The organism is Serratia sp. CY74737 (assembly GCF_052166775.1).
In the GTDB taxonomy this organism is placed as follows: Bacteria; Pseudomonadota; Gammaproteobacteria; order Enterobacterales; family Enterobacteriaceae; genus Serratia; species Serratia ureilytica.
In genome coordinates this window covers 72,770-94,499 of sequence record NZ_JBJNOF010000020.1, presented here as the reverse complement: position 1 = coordinate 94,499, position 21,730 = coordinate 72,770, and the positions used below count along the sequence as shown (strand labels likewise).

At 59.7% G+C, this 21,730-nt stretch carries 21 protein-coding genes; 14 read left to right on the top strand and 7 right to left on the bottom strand.

The window, feature by feature from the left end:
* The first annotated feature begins 109 nt into the window (after nucleotides 1-109).
* From priA to rraA, 7 genes are all read left to right on the top strand, one after another.
* A complete protein-coding gene (gene priA, locus ACJ8PE_RS23375) occupies nucleotides 110-2,305 on the top strand; it encodes a primosomal protein N' (protein ID WP_046687963.1) in 2,196 nt (731 codons plus the stop codon).
* 291 nt (nucleotides 2,306-2,596) lie between these two features.
* Nucleotides 2,597-3,625, top strand: a complete 1,029-nt coding sequence (gene cytR / locus ACJ8PE_RS23370) for a DNA-binding transcriptional regulator CytR (protein WP_025304661.1) — start codon at nucleotides 2,597-2,599, stop codon at nucleotides 3,623-3,625.
* A gap of 65 nt (nucleotides 3,626-3,690) precedes the next feature.
* Nucleotides 3,691-4,623, top strand: a complete 933-nt coding sequence (gene ftsN, locus ACJ8PE_RS23365) for a cell division protein FtsN (protein WP_033645213.1) — start codon at nucleotides 3,691-3,693, stop codon at nucleotides 4,621-4,623.
* Nucleotides 4,624-4,725: 102 nt separating this feature from the next.
* The gene (gene hslV, locus ACJ8PE_RS23360; protein WP_004931085.1) at nucleotides 4,726-5,256 is read left to right on the top strand and encodes an ATP-dependent protease subunit HslV; all 531 of its coding nucleotides are present in this window, start codon (nucleotides 4,726-4,728) and stop codon (nucleotides 5,254-5,256) included.
* Nucleotides 5,257-5,268: 12 nt separating this feature from the next.
* Nucleotides 5,269-6,603: an HslU--HslV peptidase ATPase subunit gene (hslU, locus tag ACJ8PE_RS23355; RefSeq protein WP_033645212.1), complete on the top strand. Its 1,335-nt coding sequence runs from the start codon at nucleotides 5,269-5,271 to the stop codon at nucleotides 6,601-6,603.
* 96 nt (nucleotides 6,604-6,699) lie between these two features.
* Nucleotides 6,700-7,617, top strand: a complete 918-nt coding sequence (locus ACJ8PE_RS23350) for a 1,4-dihydroxy-2-naphthoate polyprenyltransferase (protein WP_197793773.1) — start codon at nucleotides 6,700-6,702, stop codon at nucleotides 7,615-7,617.
* A gap of 75 nt (nucleotides 7,618-7,692) precedes the next feature.
* A complete protein-coding gene (gene rraA, locus ACJ8PE_RS23345) occupies nucleotides 7,693-8,178 on the top strand; it encodes a ribonuclease E activity regulator RraA (protein ID WP_004931090.1) in 486 nt (161 codons plus the stop codon).
* 60 nt (nucleotides 8,179-8,238) lie between these two features.
* On the opposite strand, the gene zapB is transcribed toward rraA, so the two are convergent.
* On the bottom strand, nucleotides 8,239-8,478 hold the full coding sequence (zapB, locus tag ACJ8PE_RS23340; protein ID WP_004931092.1) for a septal ring assembly protein ZapB: 240 nt from the start codon (nucleotides 8,476-8,478) through the stop codon (nucleotides 8,239-8,241).
* Between the two features lie 523 nt (nucleotides 8,479-9,001).
* On the opposite strand from zapB, the gene ACJ8PE_RS23335 reads away from it, so the two are divergent.
* The 3 genes from ACJ8PE_RS23335 to glpX all read left to right on the top strand — a co-directional run bounded on the left by ACJ8PE_RS23335 (nucleotide 9,002) and on the right by glpX (nucleotide 12,537).
* Entirely contained in the window at nucleotides 9,002-9,847 is an 846-nt protein-coding gene (locus ACJ8PE_RS23335; protein ID WP_197761847.1) for an MIP/aquaporin family protein, read from the top strand.
* 42 nt (nucleotides 9,848-9,889) lie between these two features.
* Entirely contained in the window at nucleotides 9,890-11,398 is a 1,509-nt protein-coding gene (glpK, locus tag ACJ8PE_RS23330) for a glycerol kinase GlpK (RefSeq protein ID WP_046897392.1), read from the top strand.
* Between the two features lie 128 nt (nucleotides 11,399-11,526).
* Nucleotides 11,527-12,537 carry a class II fructose-bisphosphatase gene (gene glpX, locus ACJ8PE_RS23325; protein WP_197793774.1) on the top strand — a complete coding sequence of 337 codons (1,011 nt, stop codon included), beginning with the start codon at nucleotides 11,527-11,529 and terminating at the stop codon, nucleotides 12,535-12,537.
* Between the two features lie 194 nt (nucleotides 12,538-12,731).
* On the opposite strand, the gene emrD is transcribed toward glpX, so the two are convergent.
* Entirely contained in the window at nucleotides 12,732-13,916 is a 1,185-nt protein-coding gene (emrD, locus tag ACJ8PE_RS23320) for a multidrug efflux MFS transporter EmrD (RefSeq protein ID WP_033645209.1), read from the bottom strand.
* Between the two features lie 298 nt (nucleotides 13,917-14,214).
* Between emrD and ACJ8PE_RS23315 the strand changes: the two genes are divergently transcribed.
* Nucleotides 14,215-14,826, top strand: a complete 612-nt coding sequence (locus tag ACJ8PE_RS23315; RefSeq protein ID WP_033631328.1) for a helix-turn-helix transcriptional regulator — start codon at nucleotides 14,215-14,217, stop codon at nucleotides 14,824-14,826.
* Nucleotides 14,827-14,829: 3 nt separating this feature from the next.
* Nucleotides 14,830-15,576 carry a ferredoxin--NADP(+) reductase gene (gene fpr, locus ACJ8PE_RS23310; RefSeq protein ID WP_033652210.1) on the top strand — a complete coding sequence of 249 codons (747 nt, stop codon included), beginning with the start codon at nucleotides 14,830-14,832 and terminating at the stop codon, nucleotides 15,574-15,576.
* Between the two features lie 11 nt (nucleotides 15,577-15,587).
* Here fpr and ACJ8PE_RS23305 read toward each other — a convergent pair whose 3' ends face one another.
* Nucleotides 15,588-16,007 carry a DUF805 domain-containing protein gene (locus ACJ8PE_RS23305; RefSeq protein WP_016929710.1) on the bottom strand — a complete coding sequence of 140 codons (420 nt, stop codon included), beginning with the start codon at nucleotides 16,005-16,007 and terminating at the stop codon, nucleotides 15,588-15,590.
* Nucleotides 16,008-16,206: 199 nt separating this feature from the next.
* Between ACJ8PE_RS23305 and ACJ8PE_RS23300 the strand changes: the two genes are divergently transcribed.
* Both ACJ8PE_RS23300 and tpiA read left to right on the top strand, forming a co-directional pair.
* Nucleotides 16,207-16,791 (top strand): DUF1454 family protein, encoded by a 585-nt coding sequence (locus tag ACJ8PE_RS23300; protein WP_033645207.1) that lies wholly within the window; start codon nucleotides 16,207-16,209, stop codon nucleotides 16,789-16,791.
* A 127-nt stretch (nucleotides 16,792-16,918) separates the two neighbouring features.
* Complete coding sequence (tpiA, locus tag ACJ8PE_RS23295; RefSeq protein ID WP_033652212.1) at nucleotides 16,919-17,686, top strand: triose-phosphate isomerase; 768 nt, start codon at nucleotides 16,919-16,921, stop codon at nucleotides 17,684-17,686.
* 65 nt (nucleotides 17,687-17,751) lie between these two features.
* On the opposite strand, the gene ACJ8PE_RS23290 is transcribed toward tpiA, so the two are convergent.
* The 4 genes from ACJ8PE_RS23290 to cpxP all read right to left on the bottom strand — a co-directional run bounded on the left by ACJ8PE_RS23290 (nucleotide 17,752) and on the right by cpxP (nucleotide 21,632).
* Nucleotides 17,752-18,741: a sulfate ABC transporter substrate-binding protein gene (locus ACJ8PE_RS23290; RefSeq protein WP_033645235.1), complete on the bottom strand. Its 990-nt coding sequence runs from the start codon at nucleotides 18,739-18,741 to the stop codon at nucleotides 17,752-17,754.
* Nucleotides 18,742-18,924: 183 nt separating this feature from the next.
* Nucleotides 18,925-19,887: a 6-phosphofructokinase gene (gene pfkA / locus ACJ8PE_RS23285; RefSeq protein ID WP_004931116.1), complete on the bottom strand. Its 963-nt coding sequence runs from the start codon at nucleotides 19,885-19,887 to the stop codon at nucleotides 18,925-18,927.
* Between the two features lie 231 nt (nucleotides 19,888-20,118).
* Nucleotides 20,119-21,021, bottom strand: a complete 903-nt coding sequence (gene fieF / locus ACJ8PE_RS23280; protein WP_197761853.1) for a CDF family cation-efflux transporter FieF — start codon at nucleotides 21,019-21,021, stop codon at nucleotides 20,119-20,121.
* A 131-nt stretch (nucleotides 21,022-21,152) separates the two neighbouring features.
* A complete protein-coding gene (gene cpxP / locus ACJ8PE_RS23275) occupies nucleotides 21,153-21,632 on the bottom strand; it encodes a cell-envelope stress modulator CpxP (protein WP_004931122.1) in 480 nt (159 codons plus the stop codon).
* Nucleotides 21,633-21,730: the final 98 nt, after the last annotated feature.

Genomic DNA, 21,730 nt, shown 5'->3' with positions numbered 1-21,730 from the left:
CCAAAGGCGGCAAATTATACAGCATTAGTCGGGGCGCGCAATCGGAACCGTACATTTGCCGATGCGCCGTGTAAACTGATGCCCACTTTTTTTCAATTTGGATGAGATCATGCCCGTCGTACACGTTGCTTTGCCGGTCCCCCTCGCCCGCACCTTCGACTATCTGCTGCCGCCCGGCATGCAGCCGGTGGCCGGCGCGCGCGTGGGCGTGCCCTGGGGCAGGCAGCATGCAATCGGCATCGTCACCGGCTGCAGCGACACCAGCGAACTGCCGTTGGACAAACTCAAACCGATCGACAGCGTGATCGACACGGAATCGCTGTTCTCCCCCAGCCTGTGGCGCATCCTGCGCTGGGCCAGCGATTACTACCACTATCCCATCGGCGAAGTGCTGTTCCACGCGCTGCCGATCCTGCTGCGCCAAGGCAAACCGGCCGAGGCCGCGCCGCTGTGGCAGTGGTTCGCCACCGAAGAAGGGCGCGCCACGCCGCCCGAAAGCCTGAAACGCGCGCCGAAACAGCAGCAGGCGCTGGCGGCGCTGTTGCAACGCCCGGTCTATCGCCATCAAGTCAGCCAGCTTGAGCTGACGGAAAGCGCCCTGCAGGCGCTGCGCGCCAAAGGGCTGATCGATCTGCGCGCTCAGGTCGCGGCCACGCAGGACTGGCGCCCCAACTTTGCGGTGCTCGGCGAGCGGCTGCGGCTGAATACCGAACAGGCCACCGCCGTCGGGGCGATCCGAAGCGAAGATGAGCAGTTTGCCGCCTGGCTGCTGGCCGGGGTCACCGGTTCCGGCAAGACCGAGGTGTATCTCAGCGTGCTGGAAAACGTGTTGGCCAAAGGCCGGCAGGCGCTGGTGCTGGTGCCGGAAATCGGCCTGACGCCGCAAACCATCGCCCGCTTTCGCGAGCGCTTCAACGCGCCGGTGGACGTGCTGCACTCCGGGCTGAACGACAGCGAACGGCTGGCGGTTTGGCTGCGCGCGCGCAGCGGCGAAGCCGCTATCGTCATCGGCACCCGCTCGGCGCTGTTCACACCGTTCCGGCAACTGGGCGTTATCATCATCGACGAAGAGCACGACAGCTCTTATAAACAGCAGGAAGGCTGGCGCTACCACGCCCGCGATCTGGCGGTGTTCCGCGCCCGGGAAGAAGATATCCCGATGGTGATGGGCTCCGCCACGCCGGCACTGGAAACGCTGCACAACGTGCAACTGGGCAAATATCGCCAGTTGAAGCTCACCCAACGGGCAGGCAACGCCAAACCGGCGGCACAGCACCTGATCGATCTGAAAGGGTTGCCGCTGAAGGTCGGCCTGTCGCAGCCGCTTTTGAAAAGCATGCAGCACCATTTAAAAGCCGGCAATCAGGTGATGCTGTTCCTCAACCGCCGCGGTTACGCCCCGGCGCTGCTGTGCCACGAGTGCGGCTGGATCGCCGAGTGCCAGCGCTGCGATCACTATTACACCTTCCACCAGCATCAGCGCCAGCTGCGCTGTCACCACTGCGACAGCCAGCGACCGGTGCCGCACCAATGCCCGCAGTGCGGCTCCACTCACCTGGTATCGGTCGGCGTCGGCACCGAACAGCTGGAACATGAGCTGGCGCCGCTGTTCCCCGACACGCCGATCACCCGCATCGATCGCGACACCACCAGCCGCAAAGGGTCGCTGGAGCAGCACCTGGCGGATATTCATCGCGGCGAAGCGCGCATTCTGATCGGCACGCAAATGCTGGCCAAGGGCCACCATTTTCCCGACGTCACGCTGGTGGCGTTGCTGGACGTGGACGGCGCGCTGTTCTCCGCCGACTTCCGCTCCGCCGAGCGTTTCGCTCAGCTCTATACCCAGGTCTCCGGCCGGGCGGGGCGAGCGGGCAAACAGGGTGAAGTGCTGCTGCAAACCCACCACCCGGAGCACCCGTTATTGCAGGTGCTGCTGCAACAAGGTTACGACGCCTTCGCCAAACAGACGCTGGCGGAGCGCAACAGCGTGTTTCTGCCGCCCTACACCAGCCACATCATCGTGCGCGCCGAAGATCACGATAACCAACAGGCCCCGCTGTTCCTGCAGCAGCTGCGCAATCTGTTGGAAGCCAGTCCGCTTAAGGACGATTCGCTGTGGGTGATGGGCCCGGTGCCGGCGCTGCAGTCCAAACGCGGCGGCCGTTTCCGCTGGCAGCTGCTGCTGCAGCATCCGACACGGCGCGTCCTGCAACAGCTGATGAAAAGCTCGCTGCCGCTGATCGGCACCCTGCCGCAAACGCGCAAGGTGAAATGGACGCTGGATGTCGATCCGATCGACAGCTGATCCCGGAAAAGTCCGATTTAGCTGCCGTCATGCAAACGTTTACCCTTTAAATTGCGAGCGAACGCTAAAAAACCTTCTCAGGTCACATTTTTTATGCAAATTAGGTAACAAAGGCGGGGCGTATTCTGTTTAGAATGTCTGCGAGGGCAAATTTTGTCGCCACATCGCAGCGCGACGGAGTGCTCGAACGCGAGTGGCGCTCAATGACAACAATCCCGCCACCGCATGCCGGACATTGTGAGCAAACAGCAGTAGTGGCGTCGGCATGGGGCTGACGCAAGGAGAAAGGCGTTGGAACACAAGAAAGAGTTATCCATGGCGACCATGAAAGACGTCGCCGAAATGGCGGGCGTTTCAACGGCTACCGTATCGCGTGCGCTGATGAATCCGGAAAAGGTGTCAACGCCAACGCGTCAGAAAGTGGAACAGGCCGTGCTGGCCGTGGGTTATTCTCCTCATGCTCTGTCACGCAATATCAAACGCAACGAATCTCGCACCATCCTGGTGATCGTGCCCGACATCTGCGATCCGTTTTTCGCGGATGTGATCCAGGGGATCGAACAGACCGCCGCCCAACAAGGCTATCTGGTGCTGATCGGCGACTGCGCGCAGCAGAACCAACAAGAACGCACCTTCGTCAATCTGATCATCACCAAACAGATCGACGGCATGCTGCTGCTGGGCTCTAATCTACCCTTCGACGCCAGCAAGGAAGAGCAGCGCAACCTGCCGCCGATGGTGATGGCCAATGAGTTCGCGCCCGAGCTGGAACTGCCGACGGTACATATCGACAACCTGACCGCCGCATTTGAAGCCGTGCATTATTTGCATCAATTGGGTCACCGGCAGATCGCCTGCGTCGCCGGGCCGGAACAGATGCCGCTGAGCCATTATCGGCTGCAAGGTTATGTTCAAGCGCTACGCCGTAATGGCATTACCGTCGAAAGCAGCTATATTACCCGGGGTGATTTTACCTACGAAGCCGGCGCGCAAGCGCTGACCCAGTTGATGGCTCAGCCGAAACCGCCGACGGCGGTGTTCTGCCACAGCGACGTCATGGCGATCGGCGTGCTGTCCCAGGCGAAGAAAATGGGGCTGCGGGTACCGCAGGATCTGTCGATCGTCGGCTTTGACGACCTCAAGCTGGCGCAGTATTGCGATCCGCCGCTGACCACGGTGGCGCAGCCGCGCTTCCAGATCGGCCAGCAGGCAATGTTGTTGCTGTTGGAGCAGTTGAACGGCCAGACGGTGGCCAGCGGCTCCCGACTCTTGGACAGTGAATTGATTATCAGAGGCAGCACCGCTGCTCCGAAACGCTAGTCAAATATTTTAGGGTTCAGTAACATGACGGACTTATCCTCTCATCAGGACACAGCGGAATAATAGTGGCACAAAAAGACTATGTAAGCCGTGGGCGCGCAGCAGGAGCTAAGCGCAAAACCCCCAGCCGTAAAAAACGCAGTTCTCCGAAGGTTTCCAAAACCGTGCTGGCGTTAGCCGTCGCGTTGCTGGTTGTCTTTGTCGGTGGCCTCTATTTCATTACGCACAACAAGCCGGAAGACGCGCCGTTGTTGCCTGCGCACACCACTCGCCCAGGCAACGGCCTGCCGCCGAAGCCGGAAGAGCGCTGGCGCTATATCAAAGAGCTGGAAAACCGACAGATCGGCGTGCAAACCCCGACCGAACCGACAGCCGGCGGCGAGCTCAATTCCAAAACTCAGCTGACCGCCGAACAACGGCAACTGCTGGAGCAGATGCAGGCCGACATGCAACAGCGCCCGACGCAGCTGAATGAAGTGCCGTATAACGATCCGGGCCAGGCCAACGCGCGTGGCAACCGCCAGCAGCAGATGCAACAACCGCAAATGCAGCAGCAGCCGGTACAGCAACAGCAGCAGGTCACTCAGGCGCCGCGCAACCCGTTCAACAACGGGGCCACCACCGCGCCGGTGCAGCAGCACCAGCAGCCGAAGCAAGTCACCCCGCCGCCGGCGCAGGTGAAACAGCCTGAGCCGAAGCCGCAACCGAAGCCGGAGCCCAAACCGGAAGTGAAACAGGAAACGGCCAAGCAGGACACCAAACCGGAATCGAAACAGAAGTGGATGGTGCAATGCGGTTCGTTCCGCGCCACCGATCAGGCTGAATCCGTGCGTGCGCGCCTGGCGTTCGAGGGCATCGAGAGCCGCATCACCGCCGGTGGCGGTTGGAATCGCGTGGTGCTCGGCCCCTACAGCAGCCGCGCCGCAGCGGACAAAACCCTTTCGCGCCTGAAGGGCGTCGGCATGTCGAGTTGCATTCCCCTCTCCGTTGGGGGTTGAAAAGCGTCAATCCCCCCCCATCTATACTCTCAATATGCCTCGTAGCGTCTGCGAAAGCAGGCGCTGCGGGGACTTCTTTCCGTCTTTAACGAGGGTCTGCTCGTGACAACAATTGTAAGCGTACGCCGCAACGGCCAGGTCGTCATCGGTGGTGATGGCCAGGCAACCCTGGGTAATACGGTGATGAAGGGTAACGTCAAGAAAGTGCGTCGCCTGTATAACGACAAAGTGATCGCCGGTTTCGCCGGTGGCACCGCTGACGCCTTCACGCTGTTTGAACTGTTTGAACGCAAACTGGAAATGCATCAGGGCCACCTGGTGAAAGCCGCCGTCGAGCTGGCGAAAGACTGGCGCACCGACCGCATGCTGCGCAAGCTCGAAGCGCTGCTGGCGGTCGCCGATGAAACCGCCTCGCTGATCATCACCGGCAACGGCGATGTGGTGCAGCCGGAAAACGATCTGATCGCCATCGGCTCCGGCGGCCCGTACGCCCAGGCCGCCGCCCGCGCCATGTTGGAAAATACCGAGCTGAGCGCCCGCGACATCGTTGAGAAATCCCTCAACATCGCCGGCGACATCTGTATTTACACCAACCATTTCCACACCATTGAAGAATTGCCTTCCAAAGCGTAAGGATCGAATACCATGTCTGAAATGACCCCGCGCGAGATCGTCAGCGAACTGGACAGCTATATCATTGGCCAAAACAAGGCCAAACGCGCTGTCGCCATTGCCCTGCGCAACCGCTGGCGCCGGATGCAGCTCAACGAGATGCTGCGTCACGAAGTGACCCCGAAAAACATTCTGATGATCGGCCCGACCGGCGTCGGTAAAACCGAAATCGCCCGCCGTCTGGCGAAGCTGGCCAACGCGCCATTCATCAAGGTTGAAGCCACCAAGTTCACCGAAGTGGGCTATGTGGGCAAAGAAGTGGACTCCATCATCCGCGATCTGACCGATGCCGCCATCAAAATGGTGCGCATGCAGTCGATCGAGAAAAATCGCACCCGTGCCGAAGAGTTGGCCGAAGAGCGCATTCTCGACGTGCTGATCCCGCCGGCCAAAAACAACTGGGGCCAGCCGGAAGAAGGCCAGGAACCGTCCGCCGCCCGCCAGGCATTCCGCAAGAAACTGCGCGAAGGCCAGCTGGATGACAAAGAGATCGAAATCGATCTGGCCGCCGCGCCGATGGGCGTGGAAATCATGGCGCCTCCGGGCATGGAAGAGATGACCAACCAGCTGCAGTCGATGTTCCAGAACCTCGGCGGCCAAAAGCAAAAACCGCGCAAGCTGAAGATCAAAGAAGCCTTCAAGCTGCTGGTGGAAGAAGAAGCCGCCAAGCTGGTGAACCCGGAAGAGCTGAAAGAGCAGGCGATCGAAGCGGTTGAGCAGCACGGCATCGTGTTTATCGATGAGATCGACAAAATCTGTAAGCGCGGCGGCCAAAGCTCCGGCCCGGACGTTTCCCGCGAAGGCGTGCAGCGCGATCTGCTGCCGCTGGTGGAAGGGTGCACCGTGTCCACCAAGCACGGCATGGTGAAAACCGACCACATTCTGTTCATCGCTTCCGGCGCGTTCCAGACCGCCAATCCGTCGGATCTGATCCCGGAACTGCAGGGCCGTCTGCCGATCCGCGTTGAGCTGCAGGCGCTGACCACCGAAGACTTCGAGCGCATCCTGACCGAGCCGAGCGCGTCGCTGACCGAACAGTACAAAGCGCTGATGGGCACCGAAGGCGTCAATATCGAGTTCACCGCCGACGGCATCCGCCGCATCGCCGAAGCCGCGTGGCAGGTCAACGAAAGCACCGAGAACATCGGCGCGCGTCGTCTGCACACCGTGCTGGAGCGTCTGATGGAAGATATTTCCTACGATGCGAGTGAAATTAATGGCCAATCCATTACAATTGATGCGGATTACGTGCGCAGTCATCTGGATGAACTGGTGGCGGATGAAGATTTGAGTCGTTTTATCCTATAATCGCTCAATCATTGTCTTGTCAGTCATCTGTGTGGGAGGCATTGCCTCCCACAATTATTTCTAACGGACACCGCAACTTACTGACAGAAGCGAAACATGAGCTCATCAACCTCCACCACCCCGATTTCCGCCTGGCTCGAAAGTCTACGCCCCCGCACCCTGCCGTTGGCCTTTGCCTCCATCGTGGTCGGCTCGGCGATCGCCGCCTGGCACGGCAGCCTGAAACCTGAAGTGGCGCTGCTGGCGCTGGTGACCGCCGGTCTGCTGCAGATCCTCTCCAACCTGGCGAATGACTACGGCGATGCGGTCAAAGGCAGCGACAAAGAAGATCGCATCGGGCCGTTGCGCGGCATGCAAAAGGGCATGATCACCCAGGCGCAGATGAAACGGGCGCTGGTGGTGACGGTAGTGCTGATCGGCATCGCCGGCTGTTCGCTGATCGCCGTCGCCTGCGAGCAACCCAGCGACGTGGTGGGCTTCCTGGTGCTGGGCGGGCTGTCTATCGTGGCGGCCATCACCTACACCGTCGGCAACAAACCCTACGGGTATTTGGGGCTGGGCGACATCTCGGTGCTGGTGTTCTTCGGCTGGCTGAGCGTGGCCGGCACCTACTATCTGCAGGCGCACACCTTCGACAGCGTCGTGATGCTACCGGCCACCGCCTGCGGCCTGCTGGCAACGGCGGTACTCAACATCAACAATCTGCGCGATATCGAAAGCGATCGCGAAAACGGCAAGAATACGCTGGCGGTGCGTCTCGGCCCGCACAAGGCGCGCATTTACCACGCCCTGCTGCTCAGCGGCGCGGTGCTGTGTTTCGCGCTGTTCACGCTGTTCAACCTCCACAGCCCGTGGGGTTGGCTGTTCGTGCTGGCGATCCCGCTGCTGGTGCGCCACGGCCTGCGCGTGCTGCGCGATCCGACGCCAGTCGGCATGCGGCCGATGCTGGAGCATATGGTCAAGGCGGCGTTGCTGGCCAATCTGCTGTTCGCCATCGGCGTGGCGCTCAGTTAAAAACTGATGATTTTGCCAACAGGGCGAATAAAGGGATATACTGAACATTCCTGCGGCAAACAGACGTAAAATCCTATGAAATACGATACTTCCGAACTTTGCGACATCTATCATGAAGAGGTGAACGTTGTTGAACCTCTGTTCTCCAATTTTGGCGGGCGTACTTCATTTGGCGGGCAGATCACCACGGTGAAATGCTTTGAGGATAACGGCCTGTTATTCGATCTGCTTGAAGAAAACGGTCGCGGCCGCGTGCTGTTGGTCGACGGCGGCGGTTCGGTACGCCGGGCGCTGATCAACGCCGAACTGGCGCGCCTGGCCGCCCAGAATGAATGGGAAGGCATCGTGGTGTACGGCGCGGTGCGCCAGGTGGACGATCTGGAAGAACTCGACATCGGCATTCAGGCGATGGCGGCGATCCCGGCGGGTGCCGTAAGCGAAGGCGTGGGCGAAAGCGATATCCGCGTCAACTTCGGTGGCGTCACCTTCTTCTCCGGCGACCACCTGTATGCCGACAACACCGGCATCATCCTCTCCGAAGACCCGCTCGACATCGAGTGATTTTCGGACATGAAAAAGGGCGCCTGAGGCGCCCTTTTCGTTGCTGCATGGCGTAAGGAATCAAACCTCTTCCATTTTGCCCAGCAGCGCGCGCAGGCGATCTTGCCATACGTGCTGTTCTTCTTTCAGCTGTTGGTTTTCGCGCACCAGCGCTTCGTGGTTGCCGGAGGCAGCCTGAACTTCCTGCGACAGAGAGTTGTTTTTGTCTTTCAGCTCTTCAATTTCCATCTGCAACAAGGTGATGGTATCAATCGCCTGCTGTACTTTTGCTTCCAGTTTCTCAAATACTTCAAATGACATGCTTCAGTCCCCTCATGATAGCAAGGCGTACATCTATAAGTAGCGGCCGCAACGTCGGCTGCAGCTACTGCGAATATTGCATCGCGCTCAGTGACGCGCCGTTACGGAAGGCGCGCCAGTCTCGATTCGTTAAAAACGATTGTAAGTAGCCAGTCTCCGCCTGTCTAGCAACATACCGGATCATCGCGCAGTCTGTTGCAATTTTCCTGCCCTCGCCATCAGTAAAAACTGAAAATCCCCGCCGCCGCCGCCGCGAGTTGTTAACGCCCCCTCGCCAAACCACTGGTCAGATCACACTTTTATGGCTCAGAAAGAACACTGAACGACGCGAAATCGCTCAATTTTATGACGCGCCACACACATTTTGATTTCGCTATTTCTCGTTTATGTTCGTTAACGATAAATTTACATCACGTCCTCATTCAATAATTGGACGAGATGAAAAAAACTGTGCCCATAGGTCAGATGTATACCTGGCTGAGCCTATAAACCAACAACCGCCGTTTTGCAGGACACCAACATTATGAGCCAAATCACCAGTCCGACATTAAAAGGCCAGTGCATCGCCGAGTTCCTCGGCACGGCGCTGCTGATCTTCTTTGGCGTAGGCTGCGTTGCCGCACTGAAACTGGCGGGCGCCAGCTTCGGCCAGTGGGAAATCAGCATCATTTGGGGCCTCGGCGTCGCCATGGCCATCTATCTGACCGCCGCCATTTCCGGCGCGCATCTCAACCCGGCGGTCACCCTCGCCCTGTGGCTGTTCGCCTGCTTCGACGGGCGCAAAGTGGTGCCTTACATCATTGCGCAGATCGCCGGTGCCTTCTGCGCCGCCGCCCTGGTCTACGGGCTGTACTACAACCTGTTCTTCGACTTCGAAGCGGCTCACCATATGGTGCGCGGCAGCAACGAAAGCCTTGAACTGGCCGGCATCTTCTCGACTTACCCTAACGCGCACATCTCCGTCGGCCAGGCCTTCCTGGTAGAAATGGTGATCGCTGCGATCCTGATGTGCCTGATCCTGGCGCTGACCGACGACGGCAACGGCATTCCGCGCGGCCCGCTGGCGCCGCTGCTGATCGGTATTCTGATTGCCGTGATCGGCGCCTCCATGGGACCATTGACCGGCTTTGCGTTGAACCCGGCGCGTGACTTCGGGCCGAAACTGTTCGCCTACCTGGCCGGCTGGGGCAAAGTCGCCTTCACCGGCGCGCGCGACATCCCGTACTTCCTGGTGCCGATCTTCGCCCCTATCGTCGGCTGTGGCCTGGGCGCTTTCGGTTACCGCGCGCTGATTGGCCGCCACCTGCCGTGCGACGTCTGCGTGACGGAAGAAGAGCCCGACGCCAAGACCCAGCAGCGTAAAGCGTGATGGGTGCAGTTTTAAACGGTTAACAACAGCAGGATAATTACCATGACTGTAGAAAAAAAATACATTGTCGCACTCGACCAAGGGACCACCAGCTCACGCGCCGTCGTGCTCGATCACGACGCCAACATCGTTGCGGTATCGCAACGCGAATTCCCGCAGATCTATCCAAAGGCCGGCTGGGTTGAGCACGACCCGATGGAGATCTGGGCGTCGCAAAGCTCGACGCTGGTAGAAGTGCTGGCGAAGGCCGACATCAATTCCGATCAGATCGCCGGTATCGGCATCACCAACCAGCGCGAAACCACCATCGTCTGGGAAAAAGAGACCGGCAAGCCGGTCTACAACGCCATCGTCTGGCAGTGCCGCCGCACCGCCGACATCTGCGAGAAGCTCAAGCGCGACGGCCTGGAAGAGTACATCCGTCACAACACCGGCCTGGTGGTTGACCCCTACTTCTCCGGCACCAAGGTGAAATGGATCCTGGACAACGTCGAAGGCGCCCGCGAGCGCGCCAAGCGCGGCGAACTGCTGTTCGGCACCGTCGATACCTGGCTGGTGTGGAAGATGACCCAGGGGCGCGTACACGTCACCGATTACACCAACGCCTCACGCACCATGATGTTCAACATCCACGAACTGGACTGGGACGAACGCATGCTGGAAGTGCTGGACATTCCGCGCGCCATGCTGCCGAAAGTCCGTCCTTCCTCCGAGGTATACGGCCAGACCAATATCGGCGGCAAGGGCGGCACGCGTATTCCTATCGCCGGTATCGCCGGCGACCAGCAAGCAGCATTGTACGGCCAGCTGTGCGTTCAACCGGGCATGGCGAAGAACACCTACGGCACCGGCTGCTTCCTGCTGATGAACACCGGCAAAGAAGCGGTGCGCTCGAAAAACGGTTTGCTGACCACCATCGCCTGCGGCCCGCGCGGCGAAGTGAACTATGCGCTGGAAGGCGCGGTGTTCATCGGCGGTGCGTCTATCCAGTGGCTGCGCGACGAGCTGAAACTGATCAGCGACGCCGCCGACTCCGAATATTTCGCCACCAAGGTGAAAGACAGCAACGGCGTCTATGTGGTGCCGGCCTTCACCGGCCTGGGCGCGCCCTACTGGGATCCGTATGCCCGCGGCGCCATCTTCGGCCTGACCCGCGGCGCCAACAGCAACCACATCATCCGCGCCACGCTGGAATCTATCGCCTTCCAGACGCGCGACGTGCTGGACGCCATGCAGGCCGACGCCAACACCCGCCTGCAATCGCTGCGCGTGGACGGCGGCGCGGTCGCCAACAACTTCCTGATGCAGTTCCAGTCCGATATCCTCGGCACCCGCGTAGAGCGCCCTGAAGTGCGTGAATCGACGGCGTTGGGCGCCGCGTTCCTGGCGGGCCTGGCCATCGGCTACTGGAACGATCTGGATGAAGTGAAGAGCAAAGCGGTGATTGAGCGTGAATTCCGCCCAAGCATCGAAACCACCGAACGCAACTACCGCTACAGCGGCTGGAAAAAAGCGGTGGCTCGCGCGCAGGCATGGGAAGATCACGAGTAATCCCGAAGCTGCCGGTTCTCCAACAAGCGCTGCCTGCAGGCGGCGCTTTTTTTTGCCCCGCCCCGCCGCCGCCGCGCTGTGATAGACTTTGCCGATATTTTCTTCCCTTTCTCACAGACAGGTTTGCCATGAAACGTGAATTAGCCATCGAATTTTCCCGCGTTACCGAAGCCGCCGCGCTGGCGGGCTACAAATGGCTGGGACGCGGCGACAAGAACGCCGCCGACGGCGCGGCGGTCCACGCCATGCGCATCATGCTCAACAAGGTGGATATCGATGGCCGCATCGTGATTGGCGAAGGCGAGATCGACGAAGCGCCGATGCTGTATATCGGCGAGCAGGTCGGCAGCGGCCAGGGCGACGCGGTCGACATCGCGGTCGATCCGATCGAAGGCACCCGCATGACCGCCATGGGCCAGTCCAATGCGCTGGCGGTCTTGGCGGTGGGCGATCGCGGCACCTTCCTGCACGCGCCGGACATGTACATGGAGAAGCTGGTGGTCGGCCCGGCGGCGCGCGGCGCCATCGATCTCAATCTGCCGCTGGCGGAGAACCTGCAGAACGTCGCCGCGCGGCTGGACAAACCCTTGTCACAGCTGACGGTCATCGTGTTGGCCAAACCGCGCCACGACGGCGTCATCGCGCAGATGCAGCAGTTGGGCGTGCGGGTGTTCGCCATTCCTGACGGCGACGTGGCGGCCTCCATTCTCACCTGCATGCCGGAAAGCGAAGTCGATGTGATGTACGGCATCGGCGGCGCGCCGGAAGGGGTGATCTCCGCCGCGGTGATCCGCGCGTTGGACGGCGACATGCAGGCACGTTTGCTGGCGCGCCATGAAGTGAAAGGCGACAGCCCCGAGAACCGCCGCCTCGGCGAGCAGGAGCTGGCGCGCTGCCGTGAGATGGGCATCGAGGCCGTTCAGGTCTTGCGCCTGGACCAGATGGCGCGCAACGACAACGTCATCTTCTCCGCTACCGGCATCACCAAGGGCGATTTGCTGGAGGGCATCAGCCGCAAGGGCAACATGGCCACGACCGAAACGTTACTGATCCGCGGCAAGTCGCGCACCCTTCGCCGTATCCGTTCGACCCACTATCTGGATCGCAAGGACCCGGCGCTGCACGAGTTTCTGCTGTAACGAAACAGGGCGCCGAAGGGCGCCCTGATGATTGATGACAAACCTCATGCCCTTGCCGGGTTGGCAGAGAGCAGCGAATAGAAAACAAGGAAAATCAATTCATTGATTTTCGGCTGATCCCCGCAAAGGGGGGAAAAACCACGCTTTTTCTCCCCTTTGTCAACGGTATGAGGGCGCCGAATGGCGCCCTGTCGTTATGCGGTGTGTCCCTGATGCTGCATCCGGTTGGACAGCGGCCACCAGCACAGCAGGATCAGCACCGCCATCGCGAACATCAGCAAGCCGAGGCTGAACTGCCCGGTTTGCGGCAGCATGGCGGAAAGCCAGGTCGCCAGACCGGAGCCCATGTTCTGCATGCCGCCCACCAACGCGCCCGCCGCGCCGGCCAGATAGGGGAACGGCTCCATCGCCCCGGTGGTCGCCAGCGGGAACAGCATGCCGGCGCCGAAGAAGAACAATGCAGCCGGCACGATCAGCGTCCAGATGTTCATTACGCCGAACCAGCCCGGGATCCACATCATCGCTCCCGCCAGCAGACAGCTAATCACCGAATGCCACATCAGGGTGTGGAAGGTCTTGCCGTCGCGCCCGGCGTACCAGGCGCCGAAAAACGCCGCCGGGATCGGCAGAATGAACAGGATACTGACGGTCAGGCCGCTCAGCCCCAACACACCGCCCATCAACACGCCGCAGCTGGCTTCAAATACCGCAATCCCCGCCAGCGCGCCGATCAGCATCACCAGATAGCAACTGAAGGTGCTATCGCTAAGCAGCTGGCGGAAACTGGCCAGCATGCGGCGTTTTTCTGTCTGGACCGGACGGGTCTCCGGCAGCCAGCGGAACATCGCGAAGGCGACGCAGGCGCACAGCGCCAGCAGGAAGGCGTAACAGGCTCGCCAGCCGAACACCATCGCCAGCGCGCCGCCGATCACCGGCGCCAACAGCGGGCTGACCAAAATCCCCATATTCAGCAGGCTGTTGGCATAGCGCAGCGCGGTGCCGGCATACAGATCGCGCGGCATGGTGCGCGCCATCACGCCCGCCACGCCGGTGCCCATGCCCTGGATGGCGCTGGCGGCGACCAGCATCGTCAGGTTGGTGGACAGCAGCGCGCCCAGCGCCCCCACCAGGAAGATCATCATGCCGGTCAGGATCACCGGACGACGCCCGATACGATCCGATATCGGCCCGTAAATCAGCTGGGAGAAACCGTAGGTCAGCAGATACGCCGCCATCACCCGCTGCACGGCGCCGGTGCGCACCGACAGATCGTGAGCGATGTCAGCAATAACGGGAACATAAATGGTTTGCGCCATCTGGCCGACGGCGACCAACAGGATAAGCATCACCAACAGGTGAAAGTTCTCTAGTTTTCTCATTATCTTCGTTAACGTTTCAACTCGTCACAGCGTCCCGGTATGGCCGTTGCAGCAGCCAGAACGGCGAGCAGCCCTCTATGGCGGCATAAGCTAATCAAATCTGATTTTTTTAGCGAGTTTCAGACAAATATTGATCCAGGTCACACTGGCAGCAAACCCGACCAGGCTCGTAAATTAAACTGTACGTCTAACGCTTTGGGGGTAAAAATTAGCGCGTTTGCAGTAGCTGCGCTTTAGCATTTAATCGATAATTATTTTCATCAACTTGAAATAAAATAACACCATAGGGATTTGGTTCATGAAAACACCTGAGCTGATTTTATTGCAGTTAAAGGCTCTCGGCCCGCACTCCGCCAAAATGCTGGCGGAGCGTCTGGACATCACGCCGATGGGCATCCGACAACATCTGCAATCCCTGGAAAAACGTGAGCTGGTTTGTTACGAAGAAGCGCGCAGCAAGGTCGGCCGCCCGACGCGCTACTGGTCGCTGACCGAGCGGGGGCACGCCTACACGGCCGACGATCAGGAGCGACTGCGGGAATCCGCGCTGCAGCTGTTTGGCGGCGCCGGCGTGGAACCGTTGCTCATCGCGCGCGAAGAGCAGCTTTATCTGCGCTATGCCGAAGAGCTGTCCGCCGAGCGCAGCCATCAGGATCGGCTAACCCGCCTGGTTCGCCTGCGGCAACACGACGGTTACATGGCCGAATTGCTCGATCATCCGCACGGTGCGCTGCTGGTGGAAAACCACTGTCCGATCGGCGTGGCCGGTTCCAACTGCAGCAGCCTGTGCAATTCCGAGCTGCAGCTGTTTCACCGGCTGTTCGGCAACGACTACCGGGTAGAGCGCACCGCGCACGCCATTTCCGGCTCACGACATTGTGCTTATTTGATTCGACCACGGGAGCTTTAGAGTATGGCTGAATGGGTAAACGGCAAGGTTACGCAGGTAAAACAATGGACCGACGGGCTGTTCAGCCTGGTGGTCAATGCCCCCATCGATCCTTTCACCGCCGGGCAATTCGCCAAGCTGGCGCTGGAGATCGACGGTGAACGGGTGCAGCGCGCCTACTCCTACGTCAATGCCCCCGATGACGCCAACCTGGAGTTCTATCTGGTCACGGTGCCGGAAGGCAAACTGAGCCCGCGCCTCAATCAGCTGCGGCCGGGATCGGACCTGATGGTGACCAAAGAAGCCGCCGGCTTCTTCGTGCTGGACGAGGTGCCCGACTGCGACACGCTGTGGATGCTGGCGACCGGCACCGCCATCGGCCCCTATTTATCGATTCTGCAGCAAGGCGCCGGCCTCGAGCGCTTTAACAACCTGGTGCTGGTGCACGCCGCGCGTTTTGCGCGCGACCTGAGCTACCTGCCGCTGATGCAGCAACTGCAGCAACGCTACAACGGCAAGCTGCGCATCCAGACCGTCGTCAGCCGTGAAGAGACGCCCGGCTCACTGACCGGCCGCGTGCCGGCGCTGATCGAGGACGGCCGACTGGAAGCGGCGATCGGCTTAACCATCGACGCCGAAACCAGTCACGTGATGCTGTGCGGCAACCCGCAAATGGTGCGAGATACGCAGCAAACGCTGAAAGACCAACGCCAGATGCGCAAGCACCTGCGCCGCAAGCCGGGCCATATCACCAGCGAACACTACTGGTAACCCGACGGGGATCAGCGGAACTTCACCGGTTCGGCTTCCGGGCCGAACCGATTGTCTCCCGGCGTGCCGACGAAGGCACCCAAATCGATCATCATCATCACGATAATCAGCGTCGGAATGAAACGCCCGACGCCCCATTGCCAGATCGGCGCCAGCATCTGCCAGTTCCCCGCCGCCAGCATCCACGCCAGGATCAGCAGCAGCGCCCACCAGCCGGCCTTGTTGCGATCGTGCAGGCGCTTGACCAGCACCGCCGCCGTCGGCCACAGCAGCGCCACGATAAAGAAAGCGATGGATTGGATGGCGATCAGCTGATAGTTGGCCAGCGTAAACGCCGCCGCCATCAGCACCAGCCACAGCCCCATCCAGATCCAGAAGTCGCGCCGCCCGATGCGGCCCTTAAAAGAAAAACACCACTGTTGTAACGTCATCGATTCCTGCGCTCTAAGCCTGCCCATATTCTGCGCCGCAGTGTAACATAGGCGCTGCCGGGCCGAGTTTTCCGCCTCGCATAACGCGGCGCGCCGCACAGCTTTCTCGTCAGCGAACCGATAACGGCGTGGGATCTTTGACAAGGCCTGCGGGTTATCGCTTTAATCGGAGCCATCTTTGTCCTTGATGCCATACGCCATGCTGAGAAAAACCCTCGCCATCGCCTGCCTGCTGCAGGCCGCCGCCAGCGCCTGGGCCGAACCGCCCGCCGCCGAAGCGAAACCGACCGCGCCTTACCTGCTGGCCGGCGCGCCGACGTTCGACCTGACGGTGATCAAATTCCGCGAAAAGTACAACCGCGATAACCCGAAGCTGCCGATTGGCGAATTCCGCGCCATTCCCGCCGCCGAAGACGATTCGCCGCTGCTGACACGCGCCGCCAGTAAACTCAACGAAAACCTGTACGCCTCCACCGCACTGGAGAAAGGTACCGGTAAAATCAAAACGTTGCAGATCACACATCTGCCGCTGCAGCAGGCCAATGAAGAAAAAGCCGCGCGCGCCATCGCCATCAACTATATGGCGGCGCTGATGCGTCAGTTCGAACCGGCGCTGACGGTGGAACAGAGTCAGAACAAGGTGAACAGCCTGCTGGAAAAAGGCAAAGGATCGCGTTTTTACCAACAGCAAGTCGGCGCCATTCGCTATGTCGTCTCGGACAACGGCGATAAAGGGGTCACCTTCGCGGTTGAACCGATTAAGCTGGCGCTTTCCGAGCCGTAACGGCGCGGCATTTAATGACGAAAAGCAAAGCCTTCGCGCTTAATGATCTCTATACTGTTGGGCAGGTAAACTGCCGGTCCGGCAGTTGTCATTTCGACTCTCGCGTTCCCTAGTTGGAGGAAAAAACATGCGTCATCCATTAGTTATGGGTAACTGGAAGCTTAACGGCAGCACCCACATGGTCAACGAACTGATCGCCGGTCTGCGCAGTGAGCTGAGCAGCGTTGACGGCTGTGGCGTCGCCATCGCCCCGCCGGTGATGTATCTGGATCAGGCCAAGCACGCGCTGGCCGGCAGCCGCATCGCGCTGGGCGCGCAGAACGTGGACGTTAACCTGTCCGGCGCCTTCACCGGTGAAGTTTCCGCCAACATGCTGAAAGACGTCGGCGCTCAGTACATCATCATCGGCCACTCCGAGCGTCGCACCTACCACAAAGAAAGCGACGAAGTGATCGCCGAGAAATTCGCCGTGCTGAAAGAAGCCGGTCTGATCCCGGTGCTGTGCATCGGTGAAACCGAAGCGGAAAACGCAGCGGGCAAAACCGAAGAAGTGTGCGCGCGCCAGATCGACGCCGTACTGAAAACGCTGGGCGCACCGGCGATGAAAGGCACCGTGATCGCCTATGAGCCGGTCTGGGCCATCGGTACCGGCAAATCCGCCACCCCTGCGCAAGCGCAGGCCGTGCATAAATTTATCCGCGATCACATCGCCAAACACGATGCCGCGGTCGCCGCTGAAATCATCATCCAGTACGGCGGTTCGGTGAACGACAAGAACGCCGCAGAGCTGTTCTCCCAGCCGGACATCGACGGCGCGCTGGTGGGCGGCGCCTCGCTGAAAGCCGACGCTTTCGCCGTGATCGTCAAAGCCGCTGCCGCAGCGAAAAAAGCCTGATTGTCTTAGGCTTGTCATAAAAAAACCCCGGCTTGCCGGGGTTTTTTATTGCCGCTCAAACGGGATCAGCGTTTGCTTATCTCGTCGAAGACGCCGCCGGTGGCGAAATGCACCTTCTGCGCTTCGGTCCAACCGCCGAAGGTGTCATCCACGGTGAACAGCTTCAGCTGCGGAAACTGACCGGCGAACTTGGCCGCCACCGCCGCATCGCGCGGGCGATAATAGTGCTGCGCCGCGATAGTCTGCCCTTCCGGCGAATACAGATACTTCAGGTAGGCGGTCGCCACGTCGCGGGTGCCGCGTTTATCGACCACCTTATCCACCACCGACACCGTCGGTTCGGCCAAAATCGATTCGCTCGGGGTGATTATCTCGAACTTGTCTTTGCCCAGCTCTTTCTCCGCCAGCAGCGCTTCGTTTTCCCAGGCGATCAGCACGTCGCCGATGCCGCGTTCAACGAAAGTGTTGGTCGAGCCGCGCGCGCCGGAATCCAGCACTTCTACGTTCTTGTACAGGTCTTTGACGAACGCCTGCGCCTTGGCCTTATCATTGTTGTTGTGATGCAACGCGTAGCCCCAGGCGGCGAGGTAGTTCCAGCGGGCGCCGCCGGAGGTTTTCGGATTCGGGGTGATCACCGACACGCCCGGCTTGATCAAGTCAGGCCAGTCATGAATTTGTTTCGGGTTGCCTTTGCGCACCAGGAAGACGATGGTCGACGTGTAAGGCGCCGAGTTGTCCGGCAGGCGTTTTATCCAGTCTTTCTCAATGCGCCCGCGTTCGGCGATAGCGTCGACGTCATAGGCTAACGCCAGCGTCACCACGTCGGCCTCGATGCCGTTGATCACCGAGGTCGCCTGTTTGCCGGAGCCGCCGTGCGACTGACGCACCGTCACCTTGTCGCCGGTTTCCGCCTGATAGTGCTTGCTGAATGCCGTGTTGTAAGCCTGATAGAACTCACGCGTCGGATCGTATGACACGTTCAGCAACTGAATATCCTTCGCCATGGCGCCGGACGCCAACAGCACCAATGTCAGACCTACACCCCATTTACGCATTGACAGGCTCTCCCAGAAAATTAACGCAACCTCAATCGGTTGATTTAGCATCAGAGCCTGCCAGAAACTTTCCCGGCAATTAAAGAATAAAAAATTTTGGGCTAGATGATTCTGGAATATGTCGCCGCCGGGCATAAAAAAGCCCCCGCAAGCGGAGGCTTTCGGCGCGCGGTGAGCGGCGAATCAGTACAGCTTTTTCGCCGTTTCCAGCCAGTCGCCCTTGAACGGACGCTTCATGTTTTCGATCGCGTCGATGATGTCGTGATGCACCATCTTTTCGTTCTGGATACCGACGCAGCGGCCGCCGTAACCCTGCAGCAGCAGTTCGATGGCGTAGGCACCCATGCGTGAGGCCAGGATGCGGTCATAGGCGACCGGTGAACCGCCGCGTTGAATGTGGCCCAGCACGGTAGCGCGGGTTTCACGCTTGGTTTCCTGCTCGATGTGGCGCGCCAGCTCATCGATATCGCAGATGTGCTCGGTGATCGCCACGATGGCGTGCTTTTTGCCCTTGGCGATACCGGCCTTGATTTCGCACACCAGATCTTCGCGATTGAATTCGATTTCAGGCAGCACGATGAATTCGCAGCCGCCGGCAATCGCCGCCGCCAGCGTCAGATCGCCGCAGTAACGGCCCATCACTTCCACGATAGAGATGCGCTGGTGCGACGAGGAGGTATCGCGCAGGCGGTCGATCGCTTCCACCACGGTTTCCAGCGCGGTGAAGTAACCGATGGTGTAGTCGGTACCGGCGACATCGTTATCGATGGTGCCTGGCAGGCCGATGCACGGGAAGCCTTCTTCCGTCAGGCGTTTGGCGCCCATGTAGGAACCGTCGCCGCCGATCACCACCAGCGCGTCGATACCGCGATTCTTCAGGTTTTCAATCGCCTTGGCGCGCACGTTTTCATCCCTGAATTCCGGGAAACGGGCAGAGCCGAGGAAGGTGCCGCCGCGATTGATCATGTCGGACACGCTATAGCGGTCCAGCTGCTCCATGCGATCTTCGTACAAGCCAAGGTAGCCATCGTAAATACCAAAAACTTCCAGACCTTCTGAAAGCGCAGAACGCACAACGCCGCGGATTGCAGCGTTCATACCCGGCGAATCACCGCCGCTCGTCAGTACACCGATTTTCTTGATCATGACTACCTCTGAACTGTGTAGATGCAATTTCTTAAGAATTCTGTCTCCGCCGATCGTCTTGAAACCTCTCCGGCTGCAGAAAACCAGCTTTACGGCTTATTGCTGGATATTATATCAAAAACACCCAGCTGAATTGATTCAAGTCACGCAATATAACGGTAAAAACACCGCATGGCACGCTGAGCTAACTCAGATATTCATGATAATACTTCGCGCTATGCCTCTATCTGATTATAGCTCCCAATGCCCCTGCCTACCCGGCGGCACCACGGAGCACGGATCCAGGTGAATGATGACGTCCGCCCCCGCAAAACGGTGTCGCAACGCCTGTTCCACCTGATCGGCCAACCGATGCGCCTCACGCAGCGGCAGCGTGTCCTCCATCTCCAGATGCAGCTGGATGAAACGCGTCGGCCCCGACTGACGCGTGCGCAGATCGTGCGCGCCTTTCACCCCGGGCCAGGAGGAAACCACGGCGATAATCGCCTGGCGCTCGTCATCCGGCAACGCCCGATCCAACAGCGACTGCACCGCTTCATAGCCCATGCGCAACGCGCTATAGAGGATGTAAACGCCGATGCCCAGCGCGAACAACGCATCCGCCCGTTGGAAGCCGTACCAGCTTAGCCCAAGAGCGATAAGAATAGCACCATTCATCATGACATCTGACTGATAATGCAGCATATCTGCGCGTACGGCCTGACTGCGCGTTTTTCTGACCACCCAGCGTTGATAGGTGACCAGAATCAGCGTGCTGACCAACGCGATCACCGTCACCACGACCCCGACGCCGGGATCGCGCAGCGTTTGCGGCGCATACAGGTGCTGGAAGCCGGTGAGGAACAAAAACAGGGCGGAGCCGGAAATAAACATGCTTTGCGCCAGCGCCGCCAGCGATTCCGCTTTGCCGTGGCCGAAGGTGTGCTCGGCATCGGCCGGCTGTAGCGAATAGCGCACCACCAGAAGGTTGGTCAGCGAGGCGGCGATATCGACCAACGAATCCACCAGCGCCGCCAACAGGCTGACCGAACCGGTGTGGTACCAGGCGACGATTTTAATCAACAGCAGCGACGACGCCAGCGCGGTTGCGGCCAACGCGGCGGACTTTACCAGGCGTGCATAGCGCTGTTCCATAAGGGGCCCCGGCCAAAAGGTGTGGCGCTCAATATAGCGAAATGTCGGATAAAAAAAACCCCGCCATCATGGCGGGGAAGACAGGGATGGTGTCTATGGCAAGGAAAAACAGGGGACTACTCAGTCGTACTTCACTTCTGGGCAGAAGCTTGCTGCAAACCAGAAATTTGTTGCTCCATCTGCTGCATGCGCTGCTGATGTTTCTGGTCTAAAACACTTTTTTGCTCTGGCGTCAGCAGGTTATACATTTGGTTGCGCACCCGGGCCATTTCGACCTGGCGCTTGACCTGCTGTTGGGCCATCTTTTCCGCCTGGGCGTACACGGCGGCTTCGTCAAATTTCTCTGCGGTCACCAGTTTATGCATGGCTTCCATTTCAGCTACATTGACACCAGGCAGATCGTGCCGGGCCTGGCGCATCAAATCGCGCATTTGCTGGCGCTGCTGTTCGCTGAGGCTGACACCGTCGAACATATGGTGCTGGCCGGGTATTCGGGTCATCGCGTCGTTGCCGGGAGGTTGGGCTGTGTCCGGTATAGTGTCGGCAGCGAAGGCAGCGGTCGAACCAATTGCCAGCAGTGATGCCATAACTAATGCGGTCACCTTACGCATTTCAACTCCTCAAGCTTTCTCACTTTGCGAATCAACGAGGAGCAGTGTACCGCCACACCTGAAAACCTGCGTCAGTGCATGTAAAACTACGTAAAGTC

Coding starts and splice junctions, on each gene's coding strand:
- ACJ8PE_RS23290 (WP_033645235.1), bottom strand. CDS start 18,741: ATGCGTAAATGGGGTGTAGGTCTGACATTGGTGCTGTTGGCGTCCGGC.
- cpxP (WP_004931122.1), bottom strand. CDS start 21,632: ATGCGTAAGGTGACCGCATTAGTTATGGCATCACTGCTGGCAATTGGT.
- ACJ8PE_RS23300 (WP_033645207.1), top strand. CDS start 16,207: ATGCTGAGAAAAACCCTCGCCATCGCCTGCCTGCTGCAGGCCGCCGCC.
- ACJ8PE_RS23305 (WP_016929710.1), bottom strand. CDS start 16,007: ATGACGTTACAACAGTGGTGTTTTTCTTTTAAGGGCCGCATCGGGCGG.
- tpiA (WP_033652212.1), top strand. CDS start 16,919: ATGCGTCATCCATTAGTTATGGGTAACTGGAAGCTTAACGGCAGCACC.
- fpr (WP_033652210.1), top strand. CDS start 14,830: ATGGCTGAATGGGTAAACGGCAAGGTTACGCAGGTAAAACAATGGACC.
- ACJ8PE_RS23350 (WP_197793773.1), top strand. CDS start 6,700: ATGAGCTCATCAACCTCCACCACCCCGATTTCCGCCTGGCTCGAAAGT.
- pfkA (WP_004931116.1), bottom strand. CDS start 19,887: ATGATCAAGAAAATCGGTGTACTGACGAGCGGCGGTGATTCGCCGGGT.
- hslU (WP_033645212.1), top strand. CDS start 5,269: ATGTCTGAAATGACCCCGCGCGAGATCGTCAGCGAACTGGACAGCTAT.
- priA (WP_046687963.1), top strand. CDS start 110: ATGCCCGTCGTACACGTTGCTTTGCCGGTCCCCCTCGCCCGCACCTTC.
- glpX (WP_197793774.1), top strand. CDS start 11,527: ATGAAACGTGAATTAGCCATCGAATTTTCCCGCGTTACCGAAGCCGCC.
- fieF (WP_197761853.1), bottom strand. CDS start 21,021: ATGGAACAGCGCTATGCACGCCTGGTAAAGTCCGCCGCGTTGGCCGCA.
- ACJ8PE_RS23315 (WP_033631328.1), top strand. CDS start 14,215: ATGAAAACACCTGAGCTGATTTTATTGCAGTTAAAGGCTCTCGGCCCG.
- ACJ8PE_RS23335 (WP_197761847.1), top strand. CDS start 9,002: ATGAGCCAAATCACCAGTCCGACATTAAAAGGCCAGTGCATCGCCGAG.
- rraA (WP_004931090.1), top strand. CDS start 7,693: ATGAAATACGATACTTCCGAACTTTGCGACATCTATCATGAAGAGGTG.
- zapB (WP_004931092.1), bottom strand. CDS start 8,478: ATGTCATTTGAAGTATTTGAGAAACTGGAAGCAAAAGTACAGCAGGCG.
- emrD (WP_033645209.1), bottom strand. CDS start 13,916: ATGAGAAAACTAGAGAACTTTCACCTGTTGGTGATGCTTATCCTGTTG.
- glpK (WP_046897392.1), top strand. CDS start 9,890: ATGACTGTAGAAAAAAAATACATTGTCGCACTCGACCAAGGGACCACC.